Here is a 25158-nt window from a genome sequence, read left to right on the forward strand (position 1 = left end):
CCCTGGTGATCCTGGCCCGCAAGCTTGCCCGAGTGGTATTTGCACTGTTGAAGGGGGAGGACGAATACCAACCGAAAGTCGGTTGAGGGCTTCCCCTCAACCATAGAATCTCCCACAGGGATTGAGTACAGCTGGTAGGTATCGGTCGGCTGGCTGCCTGCTTTCTCGAGCAAACTCGCACCAGAAACGCAAACGCCAAAGCAACGCCCACCGCGCCCCGCCTCTGCTCCCCACCACTCAACAGGATGAGCGTTAGCTCGGCTGCAGCTTTTGATCTTGATGCACGGGCGACGTCGGAAGGCTGAGTGGAGGGATTCATCCGGGGGTGGGAGCGCAGCGACCGTTTGGCGAAGCCAAATGCATCGAGAGGAGGTGCAGCGAAGCAAACCGGAGGCGATGCCCCCCGGATGGATCCCGGAGCGAAGGAACCCCGAGCCCAAGCGAGCGGGCCGTACGTTGGAGCAAGCCTTTTTGGTTACTTTTTCGGCGTCTGGAAAAAGTGACCCGCCGTAAGGGCGGAACCCTAAGCAGCCATTACCGCAGCAACGGATATATACACAGTCAACCCCACTAGCTCAAAACAACGACACCACCCGGCAACTCAGTACATTTCACGCCATAAGCATCGCGAATCAACAGCGCCACACCCGCCAGTTGATCAAGACTGAAACGCGCCTGCACCCGCCGTTCACCAAGCTGACGATTGAGCAGCAGCAACATCCCCGGCCGATAGCGGTTGATCTCATCAATCATCTGACTCAAGGTCGCGCCGTTGAACACCAGCACTTTCTGCCGCCAGTTCATTACTGCCGCCGTGTCGACGCTTTGTACCGCGCCAACCTGTTGTGCGTCATAGGTCAGTTGCTGCCCCGGTTCCAAGCGCAGGCGTCGGCCTTCAACATCGATGTCCAGCGCCCCATCAAGACAAGTCACGCACACTTGCTGATCAATGTTGCGCAAGTTGAAGCGCGCCTGACTGGCGCGCAACCATCCGCCGCCGGCCTGCATCGCCAAAGGCAGCCGCGCGGTTTGAACTTCAACTTCCCCGCTGAGCAATTCAAAACCCTGTACACCCTCGTCCGTGGCACGTTGATTGATGCGCGTCTGAGTGTTCAATTCCAGGCTCAAACCATCCGCCAGATCGACGCGTCGCTGCTGGCCAACCTCGGTGATGTAATCCGCCCCCAGCCCGGAGAACCCGCCAGGAACCGTGCCACGCACCAGAAAAAACGCTGCCGATGCTGCGATCGCCCCGCCGAGAAATGCCCGTCGACCATAACCACGCGGCGCCTGCACAGCCTCGGCCGCTGGTTGCAGCAGGTGCCACAGGGCTTTGCACTCTTCGAAGGCACGCGCATGCTCAGCGCTTTGCGCGCACCACTGGCGCAGGGCGCGGGCGTCGGCGACTGTGGCGCGGCCTGAGGTCAGCAGAATCAGCCAGTCGCGGGCTTCGCTTTGCAGACGCTCGGCGGCCGTTGGCTCGGCAGGTGTCAGACGGAAGATGTTCAAACGCACGGATACTCAGCGAATTGATCGGGACTCATGGTGATGACGGTTTTCCGGCCCCGCGACCGAACCGCTGAAACACTTTTCTTTCCAGTTTCGCTGCGCAATGCCCCAGCGCGGCTTTGATTTCCTTCTCGACCATGCGCGTGGAGATGCCGAAACGCTGGGAAATTTCCAGGTGCGGCGCTTCTTCCAGTCGCGCGGCGATGAAGATCCGGCGACGGCGCGCAGGCAGTTCGTACAATGCGTCAAGCAGCGACTGAATTTCCTTTTGCCCACCGACCACGCGCGCCGGGTCCAGCGCTTCGTCGCTGATTTGCAGCAGTTCTTCGACTTCAGTGCCGGTCAGAAAACGCGCGTCGGCCTGACGTCGATCGGCGGCGATGTTCAGGGCCATGCGATAGAGGTAGGCGTTAGGGCTGGCGATGTTCGGTGGCGTCTCCATGCGGTCGACCCGCAGCCAGGTTTCGTGCAGCACGTCGTTGGCCAGATCCTCCGAACCCAGTCGCCTGCGCAGGCGCACCCGAAAGTCCTCGTAGGACGCCAGGAACAGCTCGACCATCGAACGGTGTTCGGGGTCTTTCATGCTTCAGAGGCTCCTTCCCGTTGTGTGCATTCCATGCGTTTTCCTGAGGATTCGGGTAACAACAGCAAGGTGACCGGCTGGCGCAGTGCGCCGGGTGTCGGTCGGTCGATTTTCAGCGTGTGAAAACTGTCTACCAGCGCGGCATCGCGGCGCACATCACCGGTCGAGGTGAGCAGGCGACTGTGTTGCACCATGCCATCGCGGCCGATCCACAACTGCAACACCGCGCGAAAACTCCCGGGCCGGGTCAGCGGCGAACGGCACAGATTGCGCTCGATGGCCGCTTGCACTGCGGTCGCGTAACTGCGATTGACTGCCGCGCTGCCCGGCACCGGTTTTTCCATCGGCTGCGCTACGTCCTCGACCTGCGCCACTTGCAAAGTGAACGCATCGTCGCGGGCATAGCGCGCCATCAATCCGCTGCCACCGAGCAACTGGCGCAACGCCTGAGCGGCGGTGAACTCGCCGTCCACTGCCAGCGAACGACGACCGCGACTCAACTGGCTGTCGACCAGCACCGCCATGCCAGTGGCACGACTGAACTGGTCCAGCGCTGGCGCCAGATCCTGAGCGGGAATGTGCAGCGTCACACGCATCGCCGCCGGCAGCGCTTCGGCCAGACACTTGCCAGACAGCAGGCCAAGCAGCAGCCCCAGGCAGACCCGGCGCAAAAGCGCTGAACGCACAAAACCGTCCCTGGCACTGCCTCGCTGCACGGCTGGGATACCCCTGAAAACCGTCATCCTGAGGGCTGTTTATGAATCTGGTGTGACGGTCACTGCAAAAAAACCATCACGGGGTTGTCAGCACGCTTGCACTAGACTCAGAGGCAGAGCGGCCCGTCCGGGCCGGCCAGGAGGCCAACATGCATGCACTGTGGAAAATCGCCCTTGGCGGGCTGCTGATATCCGCGCTCAATGTCGCGCACGCCGAGCAACCGTTGGGTTGCGTGGAAGTCACGGTCGGCGGCTATAAGGCGCCGAATTACGATTGTCTGAGCCAGCAGATGGGCAACAATCCAGAAGGCGCGGCGGCGGCGCAGAAGAATCAAGAGGCGCTGAATGTGCCGGTGAACAAACGCGCGCCGAATCAGGTTGGTTTGGCGACGCCAGCGGCGACCAGTACGCGTATGGGCAATACCTTTGGCACCTCGGTGAAACCGCAGCGCCCACCAGTCAATCCGGGGAATTCGCCGTTGTTGATCGGCAAATGATTACTCGCTGGGGGTTTGGCGGAAGCTTACCGCCAGGCGATTCCAGCTGTTGATGGTGGTCACGGCAATCGTCAGATCGACCATTTCCGCCTCGTTGAATTGCTCGCGCGCCAACTGGTAAACGTCGTCAGGCACGTGGCTTTGAGAAAGCAGGGTCACCGCCTCGGCCCACGTCAGCGCAGCACGTTCGCGCGGATTGAAAAAATCGCTGTCGCGCCACACCACCAGCGAATACAAACGCCGATCACTCTCCCCCGCGCGGCGCGCGTCGACCGAGTGCATGTCGGTGCAGAACGCGCAGCCATTGAGCTGCGAAGCGCGGATCTTGATCAGGTGCAGCAGCGGCTGCTCGATGCTCAGGTTGCTGGTCAGGGCCTCCATGGCAATCATCGCTTTCATCGCTTTGGGCGAAGCGCTGTAGTAATCCAGGCGCGGGGACATGATGCGGCTCTCATGACGGAAATATGCCTATAACCTAAGCGCTACCCCGCCCGCATCACAGCCCCAATTTCACGCAAAACCGCCACACCACTGCCTACAAGCCAAACACAAAACCTGTGGGAGCTGGCTTGCCAGCGATGGCGGCATATCTGCTGACATTAATGCTGGATCCAAAGTCCTCATCGCTGGCAAGCCAGCTCCCACAGGGGACGTGTCCAATTTGCGGGATTTGCACTACGCAACTTCAGCCTGCAGTGCAAACCAGAGTAATCTGGCCGGCACCTCAATTGCCCGGAGCGCCCCGTCGATATGGAACTTCACGTCGTGATCAACGGCCGCAAGGACCTTGCCGGTCAGTTGTATCAACAACTGCGCGGTGCCATTGAATCCGGGCGCTTGGCGGCTGGCACCCAACTGCCGCCGAGCCGCTTGCTCGCCGAGCAACTGGGGATCTCGCGCAAGACCATTTCCGACACCTACGCGCAGCTGACCTACGAGAACTTCCTCACCGGCGTGATCGGCAAAGGCACCTACGTCAACGCGCGGCCCGCGACCGTTCAGCGCAAGCAAAGTCATTCGGAACTGGCCGCAGCCGAGGTGATCGAGAGCTGGCGCAATCTGCCGGTGTTCCTGCGCCACCCGACGCTTGAGGGTTCGCTGCGTTACGACTTCATCGGCGGCGCCACCAGCAAGGGCCAGTTCCCCCACGATGACTGGCGCCGTTGCGTCTCTCACGCGCTGCGACAGATAGCGGCGTCAAAGGGCTTCTACAGTTTTGCCGAAGGCTTGCCAGCGCTACGCAATGCAATCGCGCGGCACATCGCGTTTTCTCGCGGGGTGAACTGCCAGGAAGAAGACATCGTGGTGTGCAACGGTGCGCAGCAGGCGCTGGACCTGATCAGCCGCGTGCTGTTGCGCCCCGGCAGTCTGGTGGCGATGGAAGATCCCGGTTATCCGCCGGCACGCCTGCTATTCGGCACGCATGGGGCGACGGTGGTCGGTGTGCCGGTCGATGCCGAGGGCATGCAGGTCGAGCATATTCCCGATGGCACGCGGCTGATTTATGTAACGCCGTCGCATCAGTTTCCGTTAGGCATGCCGATGAGTCAGGCGCGACGCGAGGCGTTGCTGGAGCGCGCGCATGAGCTGGGCGCAATCATCATCGAGGACGACTACGACAGCGAGTTTCGCTACGAGGGCCGCCCGACTGATTCACTGCACAATCTCGATCAGCGCGGCATCGTCGCCTACGTCGGTACCTTCTCGAAAACCCTGCTGCCAGAGCTGCGTCTGGGTTACGCGATCCTGCCGCCGGCGATCCTCGAAGCGGTGATTCGCGCCAAGCAACTGACCGATCTGCACGCCTCGACTCTGCCGCAATGGGCGCTGGCCAAGTTCATCGCCGAGGGTTGCCTGCTCAAGCATATCCGTCGCTGCCACACCATCTACGCCCAGCGCCGCGAGCGGATTCTGGTGCGCATGGCCAGCGATCTGGCGCCATGGCTGGAAGCGGTTCCGGCCAGCGCCGGGTTTCACATGGCGGTGTATTGCCGGGTGCCGATTGACTTGCCGCTGGTGATCGAGCTGGCGAAAAAGGTCGAGGTCGGGCTGTATTCCATCGACACGTTCTATCATCAGCAACCGGCTCGCAGCGGGTTGTACTTCGGCTTCGGCGCCATCGAGACGCTCGACATCGACATCGCGCTGGATCGTCTGCGCGACATTCTGCAACAAGTCGCCTGATAGATTGGTGTAGCCGATAAACCGCCGATTGGTTATTGGTGATCGAGGGGCGCAGGCCTATTCTGCACAGGCGTTATCCCTCAATGAGCAGGATTCGTCCGGCCTGATTCAGGAGTGTGAGCAATGTCCAACGAAGTGATCAACACCGTGCAGGTGCAGGCTGCGGCCGGCCGTTCCGAAGAGCTTGGCAAGCAGTTGCAGCGCATCGTCGACACCCTGCGCCAGACGCCGGGATGCGATTCCTACATGGTCGACCGCTGCCCCGAGGACAGCCACCGCTGGACGGTCAGCGCGCATTGGCAGTCGGAAGCGGCGATGCAGGCGCATTTCAATCGCCCGGAAGCGCAGGGGTTTATCGACCTGATTGATAGCCGCTTGGCCAATAGTGTGGATTTCAACTCTTTTCCAATCGTTTAAAAACAAGGTCAAAAGATCGCAGCCTTCGGCAGCTCCTACATTGATCTGTGTAGGAGCTGCCGAAGGCTGCGATCTTTTGATCTTAATGCCCGCAATTGGTCACCCGATCTTCCCGAATATTGGCCGTTTGAATACCCCGGCACGCGGACTACTGTGATTACCGACTCCCCCACTTCACAGGTAATCCGCCATGAAAGCCCTGCACTGCTTCGCCGCCGCACTCGCCCTCAGCATTTCCTTTTCCGCCATGGCCCACGAGGCCTCGGAAAAGGTCTCGATCCTGCAAGACCAACCGCTGAAAAACGTCCCCGGCAAAAAAGCCATGATGATCGAAGTCGACTACAAGCCCGGCCAGTCATCCATCGCGCACAAACACGAAGGCACCGCCATGGCTTATGTGCTGGAGGGCGAAGTGATTTCCCAGGTCAAAGGCGAACAGGCCATCACCTACAAGAAAGGCCAGTTCTGGTACGAACCGGCCGGTTCCGAGCATCTGGTGTCGAAAAACGCCAGCAAGAGCAAGCCTGCCAAGTTGCTGGTATTCATGGTGCTCTCGCCCGATGAACAGGTGCTGATTCCGCTGAAAAACTGATCGCGATATCCCCAACGCGAGACGAGCCGACATAAAAAAACCCCTGCATCTTTCGATACAGGGGTTTTTCATTTCACGGCTTGCTTAAGCAGTTTCAAGCTCCGCAGCAGCAGTGACAGGCACCACCGCTTGCCCGCTCAAAGCCAGGTCCAGCAGTTCACGGTTGGCCACCGCGTACATGGCGTAATCCGTACCGCTCGCCGCACGGATTTCCACCAGCATGGCGCGCCAGCGGGCGATCATGCCCTCGTGCAGTGCCATCCACTGTGCCAGACGGGTTTCCACGTCCAGTGTGCCGTCGCCTTGTTGCAGGACGGAGATGGTGATCGCACGTTGCTGCCAGTCGACGTCATCGCGGAACGCTTCACGGGCCAGTGCCTGCCAGTTGTTTTCAACCGGCAGAGCGCTGATCTGTTGCAGGTACCAGGTGATGTCCAGCGCACTGCCCACGGCGAAGTAGGCCTTGGCCACGTCTGCCGGGTTCTGGCCGGTGACATCCGACGCTTCGATGATCGGCAGCAGGGTGTACAGGTGCGTGGTGCCAGCCACCATGCGGGCCAGCAACTCCGGCACGCCGGCTTCGACGTACGCCTGATAACGCGCCTGCCAGGTTTCGCGGATTTCGCCGTTGAGCAGTTCGTCGAGCTTGAGGCCCAGGTCTTTCAGTTGCGGACCGAAATGCGCGACGTCACGGGCAGCGTTCTGCTCGTTGCGGCGGGCACGCAGGAACCAGCGTGTAGCGCGACGACCCAGACGCATCAGCTCGTCCATCAGCTCCAGTTGCACGTCAGCGGAAACCTGGTAATCCAGGGCTTCGATCTGACGGAACCAGTGCGGGAGATGGAAGATGTCACGCACAATCACGTAAGCGCCAGCCACGTTCGCCGGGCTCATGCCGGTCGACTCTTTGAGTCGCTGCACGAAGGTGATGCCCATGTGGTTGACCAGATCGTTGGCGATCTGGGTGCTGACGATCTCGCGCTTCAGGCGGTGACGACGCATGGCTTCAGAGAACTTGCTGACCAGAGTCGGCGGGAACGCCGTTTCCATGTCGCGGGTCAGGTAGTCATCGTCCGGAACCTGCGAGCTCAACAGCTGCTCTTTGAGGTCGATCTTGCTGTACGAAATCAGCACCGACAACTCGGCACGGGTCAGGCCATGGCCTTCGGCGATGCGTTCGTTGAGCGCTTCTTCGTTCGGCAGGAACTCGATGGCGCGGTCCAGTTTGCCGCGGCCTTCCAGATCGTTCATCAGACGCTTGTATTCAGCGATCCGCGGTAATGCGCGACGGGCCGCCAGTGACAGCGCTTGAGTCTGCTTATAGTTGTTGCCCAGCACCAGACCACCGACTTCGTCGGTCATGCTCGCCAGCAACTGGTTGCGTTGCTTGTCGGTCATGTCGCCGGCCTGCACGACTTCGTTGAGCAGGATCTTGATGTTCACTTCGTGGTCGGAGCAATCCACGCCACCGGCGTTGTCGATGAAGTCGGTGTTGGAACCGCCGCCATTCAGACCGAATTCCACACGACCCAGCTGGGTCATGCCGAGGTTACCGCCCTCGCCCACTACTTTGCAGCGCAGTTCGTTGCCGTTCACGCGCAGTGCATCGTTGGCCTTGTCGCCGACATCGGCGTGGCTTTCGCTGCTGGCCTTGACGTAGGTGCCGATACCGCCGTTCCACAACAGATCCACCGGCGCCTTGAGCAAGGCATTCAGCAGTTCGGTCGGGGTCAGCTTGTCAGCCTGAATGTCGAAGCGCTCTTTCATCTGCGGCGAGATCGCGATGCTTTTCGCGCTGCGCGAGAAGATGCCGCCACCTTCGGACATGATGCTGGTGTCGTAATCCGACCACGCCGAACGCGGCAGATCGAACAGACGCTGACGCTCGGCGAAGCTGTTGGCAGCTTCCGGGTTTGGATCGATGAAGATGTGCAGGTGGTTGAAAGCCGCGACCAGTTTCAGCTTGTCGGACATCAACAGACCGTTACCGAACACGTCACCGGCCATGTCGCCGACGCCCACTACCGTGATGCTGTCTTCCTGAACGTTGATGCCGCGCTCGCGGAAGTGACGTTGTACGCCAACCCACGCGCCCTTGGCGGTGATGCCCATTTTCTTGTGGTCGTAACCAGCCGAACCACCGGAGGCGAACGCATCGCCCAGCCAGAAGCCGTAGTCGATGGCGATGCCGTTGGCGATGTCGGAGAAGGTCGCAGTGCCCTTGTCCGCTGCAACCACCAGGTACGGGTCATCGTCGTCATGACGCACGACGTTGGCCGGCGGCACCAGTGTGCCGTCTTTCAGGTTGTCGGTAATGTCCAACAGGCCCGAAATGAAGATGCGGTAGCAGGCGATGCCCTCGGCCGCGATCTCGTCACGGCTGCCGCCCAGTGGCAGACGACGCGGCAGGAAACCGCCCTTCGCACCCACCGGCACGATGACCGAGTTCTTCACTTGCTGAGCTTTCACCAGACCGAGGACTTCAGTACGGAAGTCTTCTTCACGGTCGGACCAGCGCAGACCACCACGAGCAACGTTGCCGAAGCGCAGGTGCACGCCTTCAACGCGTGGCGAGTAAACGAAGATTTCGAACTTCGGTACAGGCTTCGGCAGCTCAGGAATCAAGTGCGGGTTGAACTTGAAGCTGAAGTACGACTTGTTCTGGCCGTTGGCGTCAGTCTGGTAGAAGTTGGTGCGCAGGGTCGCCTTGATCAGGTCAAGGTAGCGACGCAGGATGCGGTCTTCGTTGAGCACCTGAACGTCGTCCAGTGCGGTCACGATCGCCTGTTCCAGACGCTGTTGCTTGTCGTCCAGATCATCACCGGACAGCTTGCGCGCCAGATAGAAGCGGGTCTTGAACAACCGGGTCAGTTCGCGAGCGATGTCGGTGTGGTTGTTCAGGGTGCTGGCGATGTAGCCCAGATCGAAGCCCAGACGAATCTGCTTCATGTAACGCGCGTAAGCACGCAGCAACGCCACGTCGCGCCAAGGCAGGCCGGCAGTCAGCACCAGACGGTTGAACGCATCGTTCTCGGCATCGCCACGCACGATGTGCACAAACGCATCTTGCAAGGTGTCGTTGAGTTGCTGGATGTCCAACTCCAGACCTTCGGCAGCCGTGAACGCGAAGTCGTGAATCCAGAACTCGCGGCCATTGTTGTGGCGCAGACGGTACGGGAATTCACCCAGCACGCGCAGACCGAGGTTTTCCAGGATCGGCAACACGTCGGACAGCGCCAGCGGCGTGTCGGCGTGATACAGCTTGCAGTGCAGCTCGCGCTGACCGGAGACCTGACCCAGTGGCTGATAGAAGCTCATCACCAACTGGTTCTTGTCGTTCAGGCTCAGCAAGTGCTGCATGTCGACCACGGCCGAATGCGCAGCGAAGCGCTCGCGGTAGCCGGCCGGGAAGCCTTTCGGGAAGTCAGCCAGCACGTTGGTGCCGCTGGCTTCGCCGAAGTTTTCCACGGTCAGTGCGGCGTAGTCGTCCTGCCAGCTGCGGCAGGCTTGCACGACTTCTTTTTCCAGTTGCAGCGGATCGATGTCCAGACGATTCTTCGGATCGACCCGCAGAATCAGCTGCACGCGCGCCAATACGGACTCGGAGAAGAAGGTCCAGAATTCGCAATCGGAAGCCTTCAGGCGCTCCATCAGCACTTGCTGGATTTTCTGGCGAACTTCGGTGGAATAAATGTCGCGCGGCACGTAGGCCAGGCAGTAGCAGAAGCGACCGTACGGGTCTTTGCGCAGGAACACGCGAATCTTGTTGCGTTCCTGGATCTGCACGATCGACATCACGGTGCTGAACAGTTCGTCGACCGGGGTCTGGAACAGGTCGTCACGCGGCAGTACTTCAAGTACCTGCGCCAGTTCCTTGCCCAGGTGAGCCTTGGACTGGAAGCCGGAACGGCGTTCGATTTCTTCGACCTTGCGGCGGATGAACGGGATGACCCGCACGCTCTCGCCATACACCGACGAGGTGTACAGGCCCATGAAACGGTGTTCTTTGATGACCTTGCCGTCGGCGTCGATTTCACGGATCGACACGTAGTCAGGGTAAGCCGGACGGTGGACACGGCTCGGGTGCGCAGCCTTGGCGAACGACAGCAGGGTCGGTTCGCGCAGGTAGTTGACGGCGTAGTCTTCGATGCGCAGGTCTTCGTAGGTCAGGCCGTTGCGCAGCAGTTTGGTCAGGCCGAGGAACGAGTTCTGATCGTACTGAATATGGCCGCCATCGGCTTCATCGGTAACGGTGAACTCTTCGTAGCCGAGGAAGGTGAAGTGGTTACCCACCAGCCATTCCAGGAAACTCTTGATTTCAGTTTTTTCGTCGCTATCGACGGCGAACTGGCTGTTATCGAGCTTGGTGAGGATTTCCTGCACCTTGGCCTTCATCGGCTCGAAATCGGCCACCGCAACGCGGACTTCACCGAGTACCTGTTCCAGCTCCTTGGACAGCACGTTCAGCTCGGCCGCATTGGCGCAGCGGTCGATTTCCAGGTACATCAACGACTCTTGCAGAATGCCGTCGCCCTGAGTGCCCTTCGGCAGCACTTCCAGCAACTCGCCCTTGCTGCCACGGCGTACGCTGAGCACGGTGGTCTGCAAGGTGTGGATGCTGTAGCCGCGGCGGTTCAGCTCGGTGCGTACCGAGTCGACCAGAAATGGCAGGTCGTGGTGCAGCACTTCGACCGCGGTGTGGGTCGACTGCCAGCCGTGGCGTTCGTAATCAGGGTTGTAGACGCGCACTTGCGGTTGCGCGTGATCGAAGCGCTCAAGCAGGCGCCACGCAGAAAGAGTACAGCCAGCGAGGTCGGAGAGGCGACGTTGTGTCAGCTCGTCCAGGGAAATGATGCCGAAGAATTGTTCAGCGAACAGCGCCACTTGTGGCAGTGCCTGTTCACTGATGTGCTGCGCCAGTGCCGCTTGCAGTTGGTGCTGGAAGTCGGCTTTGCTGGCTGCGGTGAAGAACGCCATCTGTGGTACTCCGCTTGGGCTTGTTATTGATGGAAGCGTCGCGTGCAAAACCCCTTTCGGGGCGATCCGTCAGCCTGTTCCTGAATCTCGGGCAGAGGAAACAGGATGACAGGTGGGTGAAGCTGGACGAGACACTCAGGTCACATTCACCTCCGTGAATGGGCATCTGCAAAAGCGACTGTCGGGCGCCGTTGGCGGGCCAGCGACAATGCCTTTGCAGGTGCTCATCCGTTGCGCAGCTTAACGACTGCGACAATGTGTCTGCTTGCGGTGCTGCGACATATTCGTTCACGGGCACGCAAACAACGCGCGATGCATCGCACAACACTAGCAGTCAGCGCCGGATTCAGGCGGTTTGGGTGAGTTTTTTCGAAACATCCGCACATGAAATGACCCGACACCCTCACGACGGTCACGCCCCTGCTCAGACACTTGTCCGAGCAGAAATTCCCGAGGGCTGGCAGAATTGGGCTTTATTGCGACCAATACGCCCACCGAGGCAGGAATTCCCCCATGCAAATGACCACAGCCCTTTTGATCGTCAACCCGTGCGACGACGAAGAAGACAACATGGCCATGCTCTGCTGCCACAGCGACAAGGGCGAAATGTTTCTGATGAGCCGCTACCCGGACGAGGAAGAGCTGGAGATCACACTGGATGGCGAGCCGTCGACGCTGGATGGTGTGAAAGTCACGCTGACCCCGACGCTGCTGAAGATTGAAATCGCTGCCGCCGATGCCGATGTGCTCAACGGTGATGACGTGCTGGAAATCACTTATGACGCGAACATGGTGGATCTGGCCGAAGTAGAGCTGACCTTGAAGAATATTCTGGATGGGACTGGCACTTTCATTAGCCAGATTTGAGGGTGTCTGCACCGGTCCAATCGCTGGCAAGCCAGCTCCCACAGTGTCCGTGGTGAACACAGATTTTGTGTATATCCCAGAACCTGTGGGAGCTGGCTTGCCAGCGATGAGGCCATAACTGCTACCTCAACACTCCCCCGCCTACAAAATTCCAACATTTCCCCCAGTCATTTCCCGCACTTTGCGCAAAATGCCGTTAGTCGCCACCCCCCGCGATGGATTAAAGTAACGCCCCCAGCCCCGGGGTTGTTCGAACAGCCGGGGCGACCTTTTCCAGGAACAGTCATCGATGGAACATCGTGAAGCGCTGCTCGCGCTGCGAACCTTTCTTTCAACGCAGATCCTCGGCCAGGAAAAACTCATCGAGCGTTTGCTCATCGCCCTGCTCGCCGACGGCCACATGCTGGTCGAGGGCGCGCCGGGGCTGGCCAAGACCAAAGCGATCAAAGAACTCGCCGAGGGCATCGAAGCCCAGTTCCATCGCATCCAGTTCACGCCCGACCTGCTGCCGGCAGACATCACCGGCACCGAGATCTATCGCCCGGAAACCGGCAGCTTCGTGTTCCAGCAAGGCCCGATCTTCCACAACCTGGTGCTGGCGGACGAAATCAACCGTGCCCCGGCCAAGGTTCAGTCGGCATTGCTCGAGGCCATGGCCGAGCGTCAGGTCAGTGTGGGACGCAGCACCTACGAGCTTTCGCCGCTGTTTCTGGTGATGGCCACGCAGAACCCAATCGAGCAGGAAGGCACCTATCCGCTGCCAGAAGCCCAGCTCGACCGCTTCCTGATGCACGTCAAGATCGGTTTCCCCGACGCCGCCGTCGAACGGCGCATCCTGCAACAGGCGCGTGGCGAAGCGCTGAACGGCGAGACCAAACCTGAACGTCGGGTCAGCCAGCAGGCGATCTTCGCCGCGCGCAAGGAAATCCTCGGTCTTTACATGGCCGACGCCGTGGAGGAATACCTGGTGCAACTGGTCATGGCCACGCGCAACCCGGCCAAGTTCGACCCGGAAATGGCCGAGTGGATTGCCTACGGCGCCAGCCCGCGCGGTTCGATTGCCCTTGACCGCTGCGCCCGTGCTCACGCTTGGCTGGCCGGGCGCGACTTTGTCAGCCCGGAAGACATTCAAGCGGTGCTGTTCGATGTGTTGCGCCATCGCATCATTCTGTCGTTTGAAGCCGAGGCCGCCGGCATCGACCAGGATCGCGTCGTGCAGCGGATTCTCGACGTCGTAGCCGTCGCTTGACCCCGATGAACGCCTCCCTGCCTTCCGAACCCGGCGTACGCGCAACTCTCGCCGACCTGATCGAAATGCGCCACCGGGTGCGCGAAGTACAGCTGTTTTCCACGCCGAGCCAGCGCAGCCCGCTGATCGGCCTGCATCACTCGAAATTCCGTGGGCGTGGCGTCGACTTCGATCAAGTGCGCGTGTATCAGGCCGGCGACGACGTGCGCACCATCGACTGGCGCGTGACTGCGCGTACTCAAGAGCCGCACACCAAGCTGTTCCATGAGGAACGCGAGCGACCGATTTTCATCATGGTCGAACAGAGCCGGCGGCTGTTTTTCGGCTCCGGGCTGATGTTCAAATCGGTACTCGCGGCGCAGGCGGCGGCGCTGATCGGCTGGGCTGCGCTGGGTCATAACGACCGGGTCGGCGGGCTGGTATTCGGCGATAACGAGCACTACGAAATCAAACCTCGGCGCAGCAAACAGAGCCTGCTGCAACTGCTCAACCGCTTGGTCAAGGTCAATCAATCGCTGCACACCGAGCGCGAGCCGGATCGCGATGCCTTTGGCGTGGCGCTGAGGCGTGCGCGCGAAGTGCTGCGCCCGGGCAGTCTGGCGATTGTGATTTGTGATGAGCGCGCGCTGTCCGAGAGTGCCGAGCAGCAACTGAGCCTGTTGTCGCGTCATTGCGACCTGCTGCTCTTGCCATTGTCCGATCCACTCGATCACGCTTTGCCTGCTGCTGGTCTGCTGCGATTCGCCGAGCGCGGCGCGCAACTCGAGCTCGACACCCTCAACTTTGAACTGCGCCAGACCTACCGCGCGCAAGCCGAAGCACGCATCGCCCGCTGGGAATTGCTCGCGCAGAAACTGCGGGTGCTGCTGATGCCCCTGAGCACCCAGAGCGAAATGGTCGAGCAACTGCGCGAGTTCCTCAATCCGCAGCGACCGGGGAAAGGTCGATGAACGACCTCGAAAAGCTGCAACCGCTGATCTCGCCGCCACCGATTGCCTTTTGGCCTCCGGCGCCGGGCTGGTGGCTGCTGCTTTTGCTGGTGCCGATAATCGGTTTGGCGCTGTGGCGCCTGCGTCGTTTCATCCCGATCAAGAAGCGCCCGATCGTTCGCGCGGAAATACCGCTGGACCCGGTGCGTGTCGCCGCACTCGCCGAACTCGCACAAATGCCCAAGCCCTACGACGGCGCCCCGGCCGGCGCTTGGTTGCAGCAGCTCAATGGTCTGCTCAAACGCCTATGCCGCAATCACTATCCGTATAGCCAGAGTCACACTCTCAACGGCCGCAAATGGCTGGCATTCCTCGACAATCGCTGCCCCGCCGCTGGTCTGACGCGCTGGATGGTGCTGGTCGAAGGCGCGTACAAACCCGAGTGCAAACTCGATGACAAGGCCATCGCCGGTCTGACTCAAGCGGTCGATACCTGGATTCGCAAGCATGTTTGAATTTGCCTGGCCGTGGATGTTTCTGCTGCTGCCATTGCCGTGGGTGATGCGCCTCGTGCTGCCGGTGGCCGACAGCGGCGAACCGGCGCTGAAAGTCAGCTTCCTCGCCGACCTCGAAGGCCTCGCCCGCCGCCGCGCCCGGGCCAATCTGCCCGCGTGGCGCCAACAAGCACCGTTCATGCTGCTCTGGCTGTTTTTGCTGATATCAGCCGCGCGCCCGCAATGGCTCGGCGAGCCGCTGCCGATTTCGGCTAGCGGGCGTGATTTGCTGGTGGCAGTGGACGTGTCCGGTTCGATGGATTTCCCCGACATGCAGTGGAAGGACGAAGACGTCAGCCGCCTGACGCTGGTGCAGCATCTGCTCGGCGATTTCCTCGAAAGTCGCGAGGGTGATCGGGTTGGATTGATCCTGTTCGGCAGCCAGGCGTATCTGCAAGCGCCGCTGACCTTTGACCGGCGCACGGTGCGGGTCTGGCTCGACGAAGCGCGCATTGGTATTGCCGGCAAGAACACCGCGATTGGCGATGCCATCGGCTTGGCACTGAAGCGTTTGCGCCTGCGTCCGGCGCAGAGCCGGGTGCTGATTCTGGTCACCGACGGCGCCAACAATGGCGGCGAAATCGATCCACTGACCGCTGCGCGTCTGGCGGCTAACGAAAGCGTGAAGATCTATCCGATCGGCATAGGCGCCGATCCGGCAGAAAGCGGCGCTACCGCCCTGCTCGGCGCCAACCCGACGCTGGATCTCGACGAACCGGCTCTCAAAGCCATCGCCGAGGCCACTGGCGGTCGCTACTTCCGCGCCCGCGACGCCAAGGAGCTGCAAGCGATCAAGGACACTCTCGATCAACTGGAACCGGTGACTCAGCAACCGACCCAGGCCCGCCCGGCCCAGGCGCTGTATCACTGGCCGCTGGCACTGGCGCTGTGGTTGAGCATGCTGCTGGTCGCACGCGAATTGTGGCCGGACAACCCGCTGCAACGCCTGTTGACCAAGCAACTCTATCTGCAAAGCCCTCTGCCTGACTGGCGCGACCGCCTCAAGCGCTTGCGTCTGCGGAGGCGCCGATGATCGCACTCTGGCCGCACTGGTTTCGCCCTTGGTGGTTGCTGCTTTTGCCACTGCTGGGCTGGATGATCTGGTTGCTGTGGCATCGGCAGAAACGCGCCGGGCGCTGGCAGATGATCTTGCCGCCAGCATTTCACGCCACTTTGCTCAGTGGTGGTAGCGGTCGCGACAGCAAACTACCGTGGGTTGCGCTTGGCGTGGCTTGGCTGCTGACAGTTTTGGCGTTGCTCGGGCCGAGCTGGGAGCGCGTCGAGCAGATCAGCCAGAAGCCTGCCGATCCTCTGGTGGTAGTGCTGGAACTGACCCCGGAAATGCTCGCCACCGATTCGCCGCCGACGCGTCTGGAACAGGCGCGGCGCAAACTGTTCGATCTGCTGCAAGTGCGCAGCGATGCGCAGACCGCGATTGTCGTTTACGCCGGCAGCGCGCATACGCTGGTGCCGCTGTCGGATGATCTGGCGACCAGTCGTAATCTGCTCGACGCATTGAAGCCTTCGCTGATGCCGGAAAGCGGCCATCGCGCTGATTTGGCTGTGAGCAAAGCTTTGGCGTTGCTCGAACAAGGCGCACTCGGCCAAGGGCGGATTCTGCTGATCGGCTCGTCGCTGTCGGAACAGGAACGCCAAGGCATTCGTCAGGCGCTGAGCGGGCAATCGGCGCAATTGCTGATGCTCGGAGTCGGCACCGCGGAAGGAGCGCCGATTGCGCAGGAGGACGGCAGTTTCCTCAAGGATGAACAAGGCGCAATCCGCGTACCGCAACTCGACAGCGCCGCGCTCAACAGCTTTGTAAATTCAGTGGGCGGCGAGTATCGCATTGCTCGTCTCGATGAATCCGATCTGGGCGAACTTGGCCTGCTCGACGGTCCGCGCAGCCTGCGCAACGATGGCCAGACCCTGCGTCTCGACACTTGGGCTGATCAGGGTTACTGGCTGCTATTGCCGCTGCTGTTGCTGGCGGCTTGCGCCGGTCGGCGTGGCTGGTTGTTCTGCCTGCCGCTGCTGTTCTGCCTGCCGCAACCGAGTTATGCGTTCGACTTCGAAGACCTGTGGCTGCGCCCCGACCAACAGGGTCTGCACCTGCTCAAACAGAAGCGCCCCGCCGAGGCCGCGCAACATTTCGAAGATCCGCAGTGGCAAGGGGTGGCGCTGTACGAAGCCGGCGACTACAGTGGCGCCGCTCAGCGCTTTGCCGAAGGCAACGACGCGCACGCCCACTACAATCGAGGCAATGCGCTGGCCAAAAGTGGCGAGCTGGACGCGGCACTGGATGCCTACGAACAGGCACTGGAGCGCCAGCCAGATCTGCGCCCGGCGCTGACCAACAAGGCGCTGGTGGAAAATCTGCTCAAGCTGAAAAATGTTCCACCGCCGGCTGAACCGGACAACAAGACCGATCAGCAAAACGCTCCGGGTGGTGACACACCGCCGGCAAACACTCCACCGCCGGCAGGTACAAATGAAACCTCAGGCGAGGTTCAACCAAGCGATTCGGCCGCCGAACCGCCGCCAACTGCTCCGCCACTGCCGGGCGCCAACCAGTTGCCGGAAAGCGAGCCAGGCGAACAACAAAGCACCCCGCCGACGCTGCACCCGAGCGAGGACAACCTCGCCGGCGAGCAACGCCAGGCATTGGAACAATGGCTGGGCAAGATCCCGGACGATCCGGGCGAACTGCTGCGACGCAAGTTCTGGTACGAACAGCAACAACATCAGGATCAGGAAAACACTCGATGACCCGCTTCACCGCCCTCTTGCTGCCACTGCTGATCTGCACAGCATCTGCCCACGCGGCCGAGCTGACAGCCAGTGTGGATCGCAGTCGCCTGAACTCCGGCGAGACGGTCGAGCTGACCCTCGAATCCAACGATGTCACGCAGTTCGGCAAACCGGATCTGGCACCGCTGGAGGCACAGTTCGAAGTGCGTGGCACCCGTCAGGTCAACCAACTCAACACGCTCAATGGCGCCAACCGTGCGACCACGCGCTGGATCATCACCCTGCTGCCCAAGCAGAACGGCAGCGTGGTGATTCCAGCGCTGCAACTGGGTGACACGCAGAGTCAGCCGATCACCGTGCAAGTGGTCGAGAGCGACACCCGCGAAGACAACAATTCGCAGGACCCGGTGTTTATCGAGGCCAGTCTCGATCAGTCCAGCGTGTATGTGCAGGCCCAGGTGATTCTGACCCTGCGCATCTACCATTCGGTGTCGCTGTATGACGACAGCAGCCTGACCCCGTTGCAGATCGCCGATGCGCGCATCGAACAGCTGGGCGAGATGCGTACTTACGAAAAAGACATCAATGGTGTGCGCCACGGCGTGATCGAAATGCGCTACGCGATCTACCCGCAACACAGCGGCCTGCTGACTATCGCGCCGCAAACCTTCAGCGCCACACTGGTCGACGCCCAGCCGTCGCAGGACGCTACGGCGGCGCAAGGGCCGAAACCGGGCAAGCTGATGCGCATCAGCTCGGTGGAGATTCCGCTGACGGTCAAACCCAAGCCGATGACGTATCCGAGTGACGCGCCGTGGCTACCGGCGCGCAGCCTGACGTTGAGCGAGAGCTGGAGCCCGGAACCGGAGCACACGCAAGTCGGCGACTCCCTGACCCGCAGCTTGACACTCCGGGTCGAAGGCCAGGCCAGCTCACAATTGCCGCCGCTGCCCGCGACCGAGGCCAACGGTTTGCGCCGCTATCCAGATCAACCGGTGCTGACCAATCAGAACAGCGAACGAGGCCTGATCGGCAGTCGCGAGGAGCGCGAAGCGCTGGTACCGAGTCGCAGCGGCGCCATCGAGCTGCCGACGGTGGACGTGGTCTGGTGGAACACCTTCGAAGATCATCTGGAACACAGCAGCCTGCCGGCGCGCACCCTGCAAGTGCTGAACAATCCGAGCCTGCAAGTCGACACCCCGGCCGGTAACCAGCAAATGGCCGGCGGCGCCGACAGTGAAGCGCTGTGGTGGTGGAAACTCAGCACCATGATTCTGGCCTGCACCACCCTGCTCGGCTTCGGCCTGTGGTGGCGCGCGCGCTGGCAACCGGCGATCCTGCGTGCCGCGCAAACCGGCCCGAGCCCCCGCACATTGATGGACGACATCAAGCGTGCCAGTCAGGCCAACGACCCGCACGCAACGCGGCAGGCGCTGGATGCCTGGGCGCGGCAGCAGCCGGAAACGCTGGCGGATATGGCGGCGCGGTTTGTGCCGCTGTCGGATGCGCTGGATGGCCTCAACGGTGCGCTCTACAGCGAAACCGGCCAGCATTGGCAAGGTGAGGATTTATGGCGGGCGATTCGGGCGATCCCGGCGGCGGAGCGGGTGCAGGATCCGGTGGGTGACAGCGGGTTGCCGCCGCTTTATCCGAAGTAAGCTCAAAAGATCGCAGCCTGTGGCAGCTCCGACAATTTGCAATGCATTTCCCCTGAAGCTTCCGCAGGCTCGGGCCGCGATCGGACGATCTGTTGATTTTCATCCCCTTCGGGCAACCTGACCCGATTGCCAGTAAACTCCCTCCTCTTTCGCCGCCCTCTCCATCTGCGGCTATCACCTCTTTCTGTTACGGAGTCCGCCTTGCGTCTGTTTCACACCTCCGACTGGCACCTTGGGCAAAACCTGCACGGCCAGGAGCGCGATTTCGAGCATGCGTGCTTTCTCGAATGGCTGCTGGGCCAACTGAAACTGGCGCAGCCGGATGTGCTGTTGATTGCCGGCGACATCTTCGACACGGTCAATCCGCCGGTTAAAGCTCAGGAAGCGCTGTACAACTTCATCGTCAGTGCCCACGAGCAGCAACCATTGCTGACCATCGTGATGATCGCCGGCAATCACGATTCCGGCTCGCGCATTGAATTGCCTGCACCGCTGATGCGGCGTTTGCGCACGCATGCGCTGGGTCGGGTGTTGTGGCTGGATGACGGGCAACTGGATGCCGAACGCCTGCTGTTGCCGCTGCCGAATGCGCAAGGCGAGATCGCCGCGTGGTGTCTGGCGCTGCCGTTCCTGCGGCCTGCCGAAGTCACCGGCGCACATCTGGGGGATAACTATTTGCGAGGCATCGGTCAAGTCCATGAATGGCTGATCGAAGCCGCCAATGCCAAGCGCAAACCGGGTCAGGCGCTGATTGCGATCAGCCATGCGCACATGGCCGGCGGTTCGGTTTCCGAAGACTCCGAGCGCAGCCTGATCATTGGTAACGCCGAGGCGCTACCCGCCAGCCTGTTCGGGCCGAGCATCAGCTACGTTGCCCTCGGCCACTTGCACAAGCCGCAGAAGGTTAACGGCGAGGAGCGCATTCGCTACAGCGGCTCGCCGATTCCGCTGTCGTTCTCCGAGATTGGCTATCAGCATCAGATTCTCGAAGTATTGCTCGACGGCGAAACCCTGATCAGCGTCGAACCGAAACTGATCCCGCGCGCGGTCAATCTGCAACGCATCGGCCCGATGCCGCTGGCAGAAATTCTGCTGCAACTGGCCGATCTGCCGAACATCGACCTTCTCGCTGAAACCCAGCGTCAACCATGGCTGGAAGTGCGCGTGACGCTCGACGAGCCGCAGCCGGATCTGCGCCACCAAATCGAAGGTGCATTGCAAGGCAAAGCCGTGCGTCTGGTGCGCATTGCCGCCGAATACGCCGGTAGCGGTGGCCCGGACGGTGCGGAGGACGGCAGCGCGTTGATCGAACTTGACCAGCTCTCGCCGCAGGAATTGTTCAGCCGCGCCTGGCTCGACAACTACGGCAGCGAGGTCGATGAACAGACGCTCAAGGACTTCGCCGAACTGCTGCAAGACGTGCAAATGGAGGACGAGCAACCATGAAGATTCTCGCGATTCGTTTGAAGAACCTCGCCTCGCTGGCCGGCCCGTTCGACATCGATTTCACCGCCGAACCGCTGGCCAGTGCCGGCCTGTTTGCAATCACCGGCCCGACTGGCGCCGGTAAAAGTACCTTGCTCGATGCGCTGTGTCTGGCGCTGTTCGGCACGGTGCCGCGCCTGAATAACACCAGCCGTGACGCCAAAGTGCCGGACGCCGACGGTGAAATCGCCACTGGCGACCCGCGCACCCTACTGCGGCGCGGCACCGGTGAAGGCTATGCGGAAGTCGATTTTGTTGGTGTAAATGGTCGGCGTTACCGGGCGCGCTGGGAGGCCAATCGCGCGCGCGAGAAGGCCGGTGGCAAGTTGCAAGCCAGTCGGCAAAGCCTGCGTGACATCGATCAGGATCAACTGCTGGCCAGTCAGAAAGGCGAGTACAAGGCGCAACTCGAAGCGGCGCTGGGGCTGAATTTCGAACAGTTCACCCGTGCCGTTTTGCTCGCGCAAAGCGAGTTCAGCGCCTTCCTCAAGGCTGACGACAACGACCGCAGCGAACTGCTGGAAAAACTCACCGACACCGCGCTTTACACTCGCCTCGGCCGTCGCGCGTTCGACAAGGCCAAAGAGGCCCGCGAAGCGCACAAGCTGTTGCAGGATCAGGCCACTGGCGTCACGCCGCTGACCGCCGAAGCCCGCGCCGAACTCGACGAGCGCTTCAACGCCGCTCAGCAGCAACTCAAAGTGCAGCAGGCGCAGCTCAAGCAGCTTGAGCAGCAACACACCTGGCTGAAGGATTTGCGCCTGCTACAGGACGCGCAACAGGCTGCCGCCGAGCAACTGCACAGCGCTGAACTGGAGCATGACAGCCTGGTCGGCGAACGCCTGAAACTGACGCGCCTCGAACAACTCGCGCCGCAACGGCATCAGTTTGCGCGCAAAGCGCAAATCGACGCGCTGCTGACGCCACTGGCTGCGCAGATTGCCACGCATACCCAGCAACACGCTGAGTTGAGCGAGCGTCAGACGCAGCTCGATCTGAACCTCGCCGCCGCTCAAGTCGCCCTCAGCGAAGCGCAAAAACAGCAAGCCGAAAGTGCCCCGCTGGTGCGCCAGGCGTTCGACGAGCAAAGCACCCTCGCCCGTCTGATCAAAGACGCCGCACAAAGTGGCGAAGCCCAACAGAATGCGCAACAGGCCTGCACCCAAGGCCAAAGTGCGATTCAAGCAATGCAACACAAGCAGGTGGAAGTCGGCGAGCGCTTGCAGCGCATCGCCGTCGAGCTTGAGCAGAGTCTGCATCTGGCACCACTGAGCGATGCGTGGAACGCTTATCGCGACCGTTTGCAGCAGTTGATGCTGATCGGTAATCGCTTGAACAAAGGCCAGGGTGAACTGGCGACGCTAGAAGCAACCGCCACGCGCAGCGCCGAAGAATTCGCCACGCAGAAGCAGCAACTGGAAGTCCTGTTCAAGGAAGCCGGCGCCGAGCCGAACGCTGTCGCCGAACAGATCGGCATGCTCGGCGGATTGTTGCAGGACAACCGCAAACAGCTACGCGCCATCGAAGACCTGTCGCGGCTGTGGGCCACTCAGCAGGAGTTGGACCAGCGCAGCGCCGAGCTGCAACAGCGGCAACTCGCGGCACAGGAAGAACGCGAGCGCCTGACTCAGGACGGGGTCAAGTCCAAAGCCGAGCTGACCATCGCCGAGCAGACTCTCAACGTCACCCGCGAACTGCTGGAGCGTCAGCGTGTGGCGCGCAGTGCCAGTGTCGAAGAGTTGCGCGCGCAGTTGCAGGATGATCAGCCGTGCCCGGTGTGTGGCAGTCATGAGCATCCGTACCATCAGCCCGAAGCGCTGCTGCAAAGTCTTGGCCGCCATGATGAAAACGAACAGGCCAACGCGCAGAACGCGGTGGATCAGCTCAAGGAAAAGCTCACCGAACTGCGTGCCGAAGTCGGCGGCGTAATCGCCCGGCAAAAGGAACTGTTGCAGCAGCAGGAACAACTGGCGAACCAGCAGCAAGCACTGACGCCGAGTCTTGAAGCGCATCCGTTGGCTGCATCTCTGTTCAATCAGGATGCGCAAAAACGTGACGCCTGGCTGACCCAGCAAAACAGCCAGTTGAACCAGAGCATCAGCCAGGACGAGCAGCGCCAGAGCGCCCTGCTCACCCTGCAACAGGACGCCGCGCGCCTGACGCAACAGCTGCGCGAGGCCGAAACTGCGCACCAGCAAGCGGCGCAACACCTGAGCAATCAGCAGCAGCAATTGAGTAATGATCGTCAGCGTCTGGACGAAGAGCTCAGCGCATTTGCCAGCCTGCTGCCGGCCGATACTCTGGAAGCGTTGCGCGTCGAACCGGCGGCGACCTTCATGCAACTCGACCGCGAGATTGCCGAGCGTCTGGCACAACTCGATCAGCAGAGAGAAGAACTGGCCGAGCAACAACAGCGTCAGCAGACGCTGGAAAAAGAGCAAGACCGCCAGCAGTCCCGCGTGCAACAGCTGCAAACTGCTGAACAGCAGTTCCAGGCACTCAACGAACAGCAACAGGTCAGCCAGCAGAAACTCGCCCAGTTGCTCGGCGAACACCGCAGCGCTGAACACTGGCAACAACAGCTTGAACAGGCTGTGGAAACCGCACGCACTACCGAGGCCGGCACGGTTCAAGAGCTACAGAGCGTAAGCACTCAACGGGTGAAAATAGCTGCCGAGCTTGAGGCGCAGCAGGAACGTTTGCTCGCACTGGAAAGCGAACACGGCGAACTCGCCAGCAAGATCGCGCAATGGCGGGCCGGTCATCCGGAGCTGGATGACGGCGGCCTCGAAGAACTGCTGCAGGTCGATGACGCGCAGGTCAGCGAGCTGCGTCAGCGCTTGCAGAACAATGAAAAAGCCATCGAACAGGCCAGGGTTCTGGTGCAGGAGCGCGAACGCCAGTTGCTCGCGCATCAGGCACAACACAACGGCAACCTTGAGGCCGAGCAACTGTCGGCAGCGCTCAATGATCTGCAGAACCAGTGCGTCATCAGCGAACAGCAATGCTCCGAGCTGCGCGCCGAGCAGGCCGAGGATCAGCGTCGGCAAAACGCCAATCAGGCGCTGGCCCAACAGATCGCCGACGCCTATGCCGAGTATCAGCGCTGGGCACGTCTCAATGCCTTGATCGGTTCGGCCACCGGCGACACTTTCCGCAAGATCGCCCAGGCCTACAACCTCGATCTGCTGGTGCATCACGCCAACGTGCAACTGCGCCAACTGGTCAAACGCTATCGCCTGAAACGCGGTGGCAGCATGCTCGGCCTGCTGGTGCTCGACACCGAAATGGGTGATGAATTGCGTTCGGTGCACTCGCTGTCCGGTGGCGAAACCTTCCTCGTGTCGCTGGCACTGGCGCTGGGTCTGGCCTCAATGGCGTCGAGCACACTGAAGATCGAATCGCTGTTTATCGACGAAGGCTTCGGCAGTCTCGATCCGGAATCGCTGCAACTGGCGATGGATGCGCTCGATGGTTTGCAGGCGCAGGGGCGCAAGGTCGCGGTGATTTCCCACGTACAGGAAATGCACGAGCGGATCCCGGTGCAGATTCAGGTACAGCGTCAGGGCAATGGGTTGAGCACGCTGGAGGTGAAATGAATACGCTGTATTCGTTCCGCCGCTGCCCGTACGCGATGCGCGCGCGGATGGCGCTGCGTTTTTCGGGCGTGACCGTGAACATTGTCGAGGTCAGCCTTAAGGCCAAACCGGCCGAGATGCTGGCAATCTCGCCCAAGGGCACGGTGCCGGTGCTGGATGCTGGCGGACAGGTGATTGATGAAAGCCTGGAGATCATGCGCTGGGCGCTGGCGCGGAACGATCCGGATGACTGGTTGCTCAAGGATGATTCGTTCGGGGCGCTGTGGATGGACAAGCTGATCGAGGGTAATGATCAGGTGTTCAAGGTGCATTTGAATCGCTACAAGTATGCCGAGCGTTATCCCGAGCAGCCGATGGAGGTTTATCGCGGCGAGGGGGAGTTGTTTCTGGCCAAGTTGGAGGAGCTGCTGAAGGGTCGCGATTATTTCCTGGCTGACCATGCGTGCCTGGCCGATATTGCGTTGCTGCCGTTCGTGCGCCAGTTTGCCCATGTAGATCGCGAGTGGTTTGCGCAGACGCCGTACGTCCGCCTGCAGGCTTGGCTTGAACGTTTTCTCGAATCGGACCTCTTCACATCCATCATGAAAAAGTGAT

At 61.0% G+C, this 25158-nt stretch carries 19 protein-coding genes; 14 read left to right on the top strand and 5 right to left on the bottom strand.

Annotated features, from left to right (window positions below; genetic code table 11):
• Positions 1 to 570: 570 nt before the first annotated feature.
• Genes ACP7BN_RS11500 through ACP7BN_RS11510 form a run of 3 tightly spaced genes read right to left on the bottom strand, consistent with a single transcriptional unit; the run spans position 571 to position 2808 of the window.
• Complete coding sequence (locus ACP7BN_RS11500; RefSeq protein WP_426204511.1) at positions 571 to 1509, bottom strand: FecR family protein; 939 nt, start codon at positions 1507 to 1509, stop codon at positions 571 to 573.
• Positions 1510 to 1540: 31 nt separating this feature from the next.
• Positions 1541 to 2092: an RNA polymerase sigma factor gene (locus tag ACP7BN_RS11505; RefSeq protein ID WP_420649747.1), complete on the bottom strand. Its 552-nt coding sequence runs from the start codon at positions 2090 to 2092 to the stop codon at positions 1541 to 1543.
• Positions 2089 to 2808, bottom strand: coding sequence for an STN domain-containing protein (locus ACP7BN_RS11510; protein ID WP_426204164.1), 720 nt, complete (start codon positions 2806 to 2808; stop codon positions 2089 to 2091). Before ACP7BN_RS11510 ends, ACP7BN_RS11505 begins: the two co-directional genes overlap by 4 nt.
• Positions 2809 to 2957: 149 nt before the next feature.
• On the opposite strand from ACP7BN_RS11510, the gene ACP7BN_RS11515 reads away from it, so the two are divergent.
• Positions 2958 to 3305 carry a hypothetical protein gene (locus ACP7BN_RS11515; RefSeq protein WP_426204165.1) on the top strand — a complete coding sequence of 116 codons (348 nt, stop codon included), beginning with the start codon at positions 2958 to 2960 and terminating at the stop codon, positions 3303 to 3305.
• On the opposite strand, the gene ACP7BN_RS11520 is transcribed toward ACP7BN_RS11515, so the two are convergent.
• Complete coding sequence (locus ACP7BN_RS11520) at positions 3306 to 3746, bottom strand: carboxymuconolactone decarboxylase family protein (RefSeq protein ID WP_426204166.1); 441 nt, start codon at positions 3744 to 3746, stop codon at positions 3306 to 3308.
• 309 nt (positions 3747 to 4055) lie between these two features.
• On the opposite strand from ACP7BN_RS11520, the gene ACP7BN_RS11525 reads away from it, so the two are divergent.
• The 3 genes from ACP7BN_RS11525 to ACP7BN_RS11535 all read left to right on the top strand — a co-directional run bounded on the left by ACP7BN_RS11525 (position 4056) and on the right by ACP7BN_RS11535 (position 6498).
• On the top strand, positions 4056 to 5489 hold the full coding sequence (locus ACP7BN_RS11525) for a PLP-dependent aminotransferase family protein (RefSeq protein ID WP_426204168.1): 1434 nt from the start codon (positions 4056 to 4058) through the stop codon (positions 5487 to 5489).
• Positions 5490 to 5612: 123 nt separating this feature from the next.
• A complete protein-coding gene (locus tag ACP7BN_RS11530; RefSeq protein ID WP_420649742.1) occupies positions 5613 to 5906 on the top strand; it encodes a putative quinol monooxygenase in 294 nt (97 codons plus the stop codon).
• Between the two features lie 190 nt (positions 5907 to 6096).
• Positions 6097 to 6498: a cupin domain-containing protein gene (locus ACP7BN_RS11535; RefSeq protein ID WP_426204170.1), complete on the top strand. Its 402-nt coding sequence runs from the start codon at positions 6097 to 6099 to the stop codon at positions 6496 to 6498.
• An 84-nt stretch (positions 6499 to 6582) separates the two neighbouring features.
• On the opposite strand, the gene ACP7BN_RS11540 is transcribed toward ACP7BN_RS11535, so the two are convergent.
• Positions 6583 to 11475: an NAD-glutamate dehydrogenase gene (locus tag ACP7BN_RS11540; protein WP_426204171.1), complete on the bottom strand. Its 4893-nt coding sequence runs from the start codon at positions 11473 to 11475 to the stop codon at positions 6583 to 6585.
• A gap of 513 nt (positions 11476 to 11988) precedes the next feature.
• On the opposite strand from ACP7BN_RS11540, the gene ACP7BN_RS11545 reads away from it, so the two are divergent.
• The 10 genes from ACP7BN_RS11545 (at position 11989) to ACP7BN_RS11590 (ending at position 25157) form a co-directional block, all read left to right on the top strand.
• A complete protein-coding gene (locus ACP7BN_RS11545; protein ID WP_426204172.1) occupies positions 11989 to 12342 on the top strand; it encodes a hypothetical protein in 354 nt (117 codons plus the stop codon).
• 289 nt (positions 12343 to 12631) lie between these two features.
• On the top strand, positions 12632 to 13591 hold the full coding sequence (locus ACP7BN_RS11550; RefSeq protein ID WP_007913915.1) for an AAA family ATPase: 960 nt from the start codon (positions 12632 to 12634) through the stop codon (positions 13589 to 13591).
• Positions 13592 to 13596: 5 nt separating this feature from the next.
• Positions 13597 to 14541: a DUF58 domain-containing protein gene (locus tag ACP7BN_RS11555; protein ID WP_426204173.1), complete on the top strand. Its 945-nt coding sequence runs from the start codon at positions 13597 to 13599 to the stop codon at positions 14539 to 14541.
• Positions 14538 to 15035, top strand: coding sequence for a DUF4381 domain-containing protein (locus ACP7BN_RS11560; protein ID WP_426204174.1), 498 nt, complete (start codon positions 14538 to 14540; stop codon positions 15033 to 15035). The genes ACP7BN_RS11555 and ACP7BN_RS11560 overlap by 4 nt, the downstream gene beginning before the upstream one ends.
• On the top strand, positions 15028 to 16107 hold the full coding sequence (locus ACP7BN_RS11565; RefSeq protein WP_426204176.1) for a vWA domain-containing protein: 1080 nt from the start codon (positions 15028 to 15030) through the stop codon (positions 16105 to 16107). Before ACP7BN_RS11560 ends, ACP7BN_RS11565 begins: the two co-directional genes overlap by 8 nt.
• Complete coding sequence (locus tag ACP7BN_RS11570) at positions 16104 to 17840, top strand: tetratricopeptide repeat protein (RefSeq protein ID WP_426204178.1); 1737 nt, start codon at positions 16104 to 16106, stop codon at positions 17838 to 17840. Before ACP7BN_RS11565 ends, ACP7BN_RS11570 begins: the two co-directional genes overlap by 4 nt.
• On the top strand, positions 17837 to 19480 hold the full coding sequence (locus tag ACP7BN_RS11575) for a BatD family protein (protein ID WP_426204180.1): 1644 nt from the start codon (positions 17837 to 17839) through the stop codon (positions 19478 to 19480). The genes ACP7BN_RS11570 and ACP7BN_RS11575 overlap by 4 nt, the downstream gene beginning before the upstream one ends.
• 201 nt (positions 19481 to 19681) lie before the next feature.
• Positions 19682 to 20926, top strand: coding sequence for an exonuclease SbcCD subunit D C-terminal domain-containing protein (locus ACP7BN_RS11580; RefSeq protein WP_426204181.1), 1245 nt, complete (start codon positions 19682 to 19684; stop codon positions 20924 to 20926).
• Positions 20923 to 24564 (top strand): AAA family ATPase, encoded by a 3642-nt coding sequence (locus ACP7BN_RS11585; protein ID WP_426204182.1) that lies wholly within the window; start codon positions 20923 to 20925, stop codon positions 24562 to 24564. Before ACP7BN_RS11580 ends, ACP7BN_RS11585 begins: the two co-directional genes overlap by 4 nt.
• A complete protein-coding gene (locus tag ACP7BN_RS11590) occupies positions 24561 to 25157 on the top strand; it encodes a glutathione S-transferase (protein WP_426204183.1) in 597 nt (198 codons plus the stop codon). The genes ACP7BN_RS11585 and ACP7BN_RS11590 overlap by 4 nt, the downstream gene beginning before the upstream one ends.
• Position 25158: the final 1 nt, after the last annotated feature.

This window comes from Pseudomonas sp. TWP3-1 (assembly GCF_049896625.1).
Taxonomy (GTDB): Bacteria; Pseudomonadota; Gammaproteobacteria; order Pseudomonadales; family Pseudomonadaceae; genus Aquipseudomonas.

Coding starts and splice junctions, on each gene's coding strand:
- ACP7BN_RS11505 (WP_420649747.1), bottom strand. CDS start 2,092: ATGAAAGACCCCGAACACCGTTCGATGGTCGAGCTGTTCCTGGCGTCC.
- ACP7BN_RS11545 (WP_426204172.1), top strand. CDS start 11,989: ATGCAAATGACCACAGCCCTTTTGATCGTCAACCCGTGCGACGACGAA.
- ACP7BN_RS11525 (WP_426204168.1), top strand. CDS start 4,056: ATGGAACTTCACGTCGTGATCAACGGCCGCAAGGACCTTGCCGGTCAG.
- ACP7BN_RS11530 (WP_420649742.1), top strand. CDS start 5,613: ATGTCCAACGAAGTGATCAACACCGTGCAGGTGCAGGCTGCGGCCGGC.
- ACP7BN_RS11570 (WP_426204178.1), top strand. CDS start 16,104: ATGATCGCACTCTGGCCGCACTGGTTTCGCCCTTGGTGGTTGCTGCTT.
- ACP7BN_RS11575 (WP_426204180.1), top strand. CDS start 17,837: ATGACCCGCTTCACCGCCCTCTTGCTGCCACTGCTGATCTGCACAGCA.
- ACP7BN_RS11535 (WP_426204170.1), top strand. CDS start 6,097: ATGAAAGCCCTGCACTGCTTCGCCGCCGCACTCGCCCTCAGCATTTCC.
- ACP7BN_RS11520 (WP_426204166.1), bottom strand. CDS start 3,746: ATGTCCCCGCGCCTGGATTACTACAGCGCTTCGCCCAAAGCGATGAAA.
- ACP7BN_RS11515 (WP_426204165.1), top strand. CDS start 2,958: ATGCATGCACTGTGGAAAATCGCCCTTGGCGGGCTGCTGATATCCGCG.
- ACP7BN_RS11590 (WP_426204183.1), top strand. CDS start 24,561: ATGAATACGCTGTATTCGTTCCGCCGCTGCCCGTACGCGATGCGCGCG.
- ACP7BN_RS11565 (WP_426204176.1), top strand. CDS start 15,028: ATGTTTGAATTTGCCTGGCCGTGGATGTTTCTGCTGCTGCCATTGCCG.
- ACP7BN_RS11555 (WP_426204173.1), top strand. CDS start 13,597: ATGAACGCCTCCCTGCCTTCCGAACCCGGCGTACGCGCAACTCTCGCC.
- ACP7BN_RS11585 (WP_426204182.1), top strand. CDS start 20,923: ATGAAGATTCTCGCGATTCGTTTGAAGAACCTCGCCTCGCTGGCCGGC.
- ACP7BN_RS11540 (WP_426204171.1), bottom strand. CDS start 11,475: ATGGCGTTCTTCACCGCAGCCAGCAAAGCCGACTTCCAGCACCAACTG.
- ACP7BN_RS11550 (WP_007913915.1), top strand. CDS start 12,632: ATGGAACATCGTGAAGCGCTGCTCGCGCTGCGAACCTTTCTTTCAACG.
- ACP7BN_RS11560 (WP_426204174.1), top strand. CDS start 14,538: ATGAACGACCTCGAAAAGCTGCAACCGCTGATCTCGCCGCCACCGATT.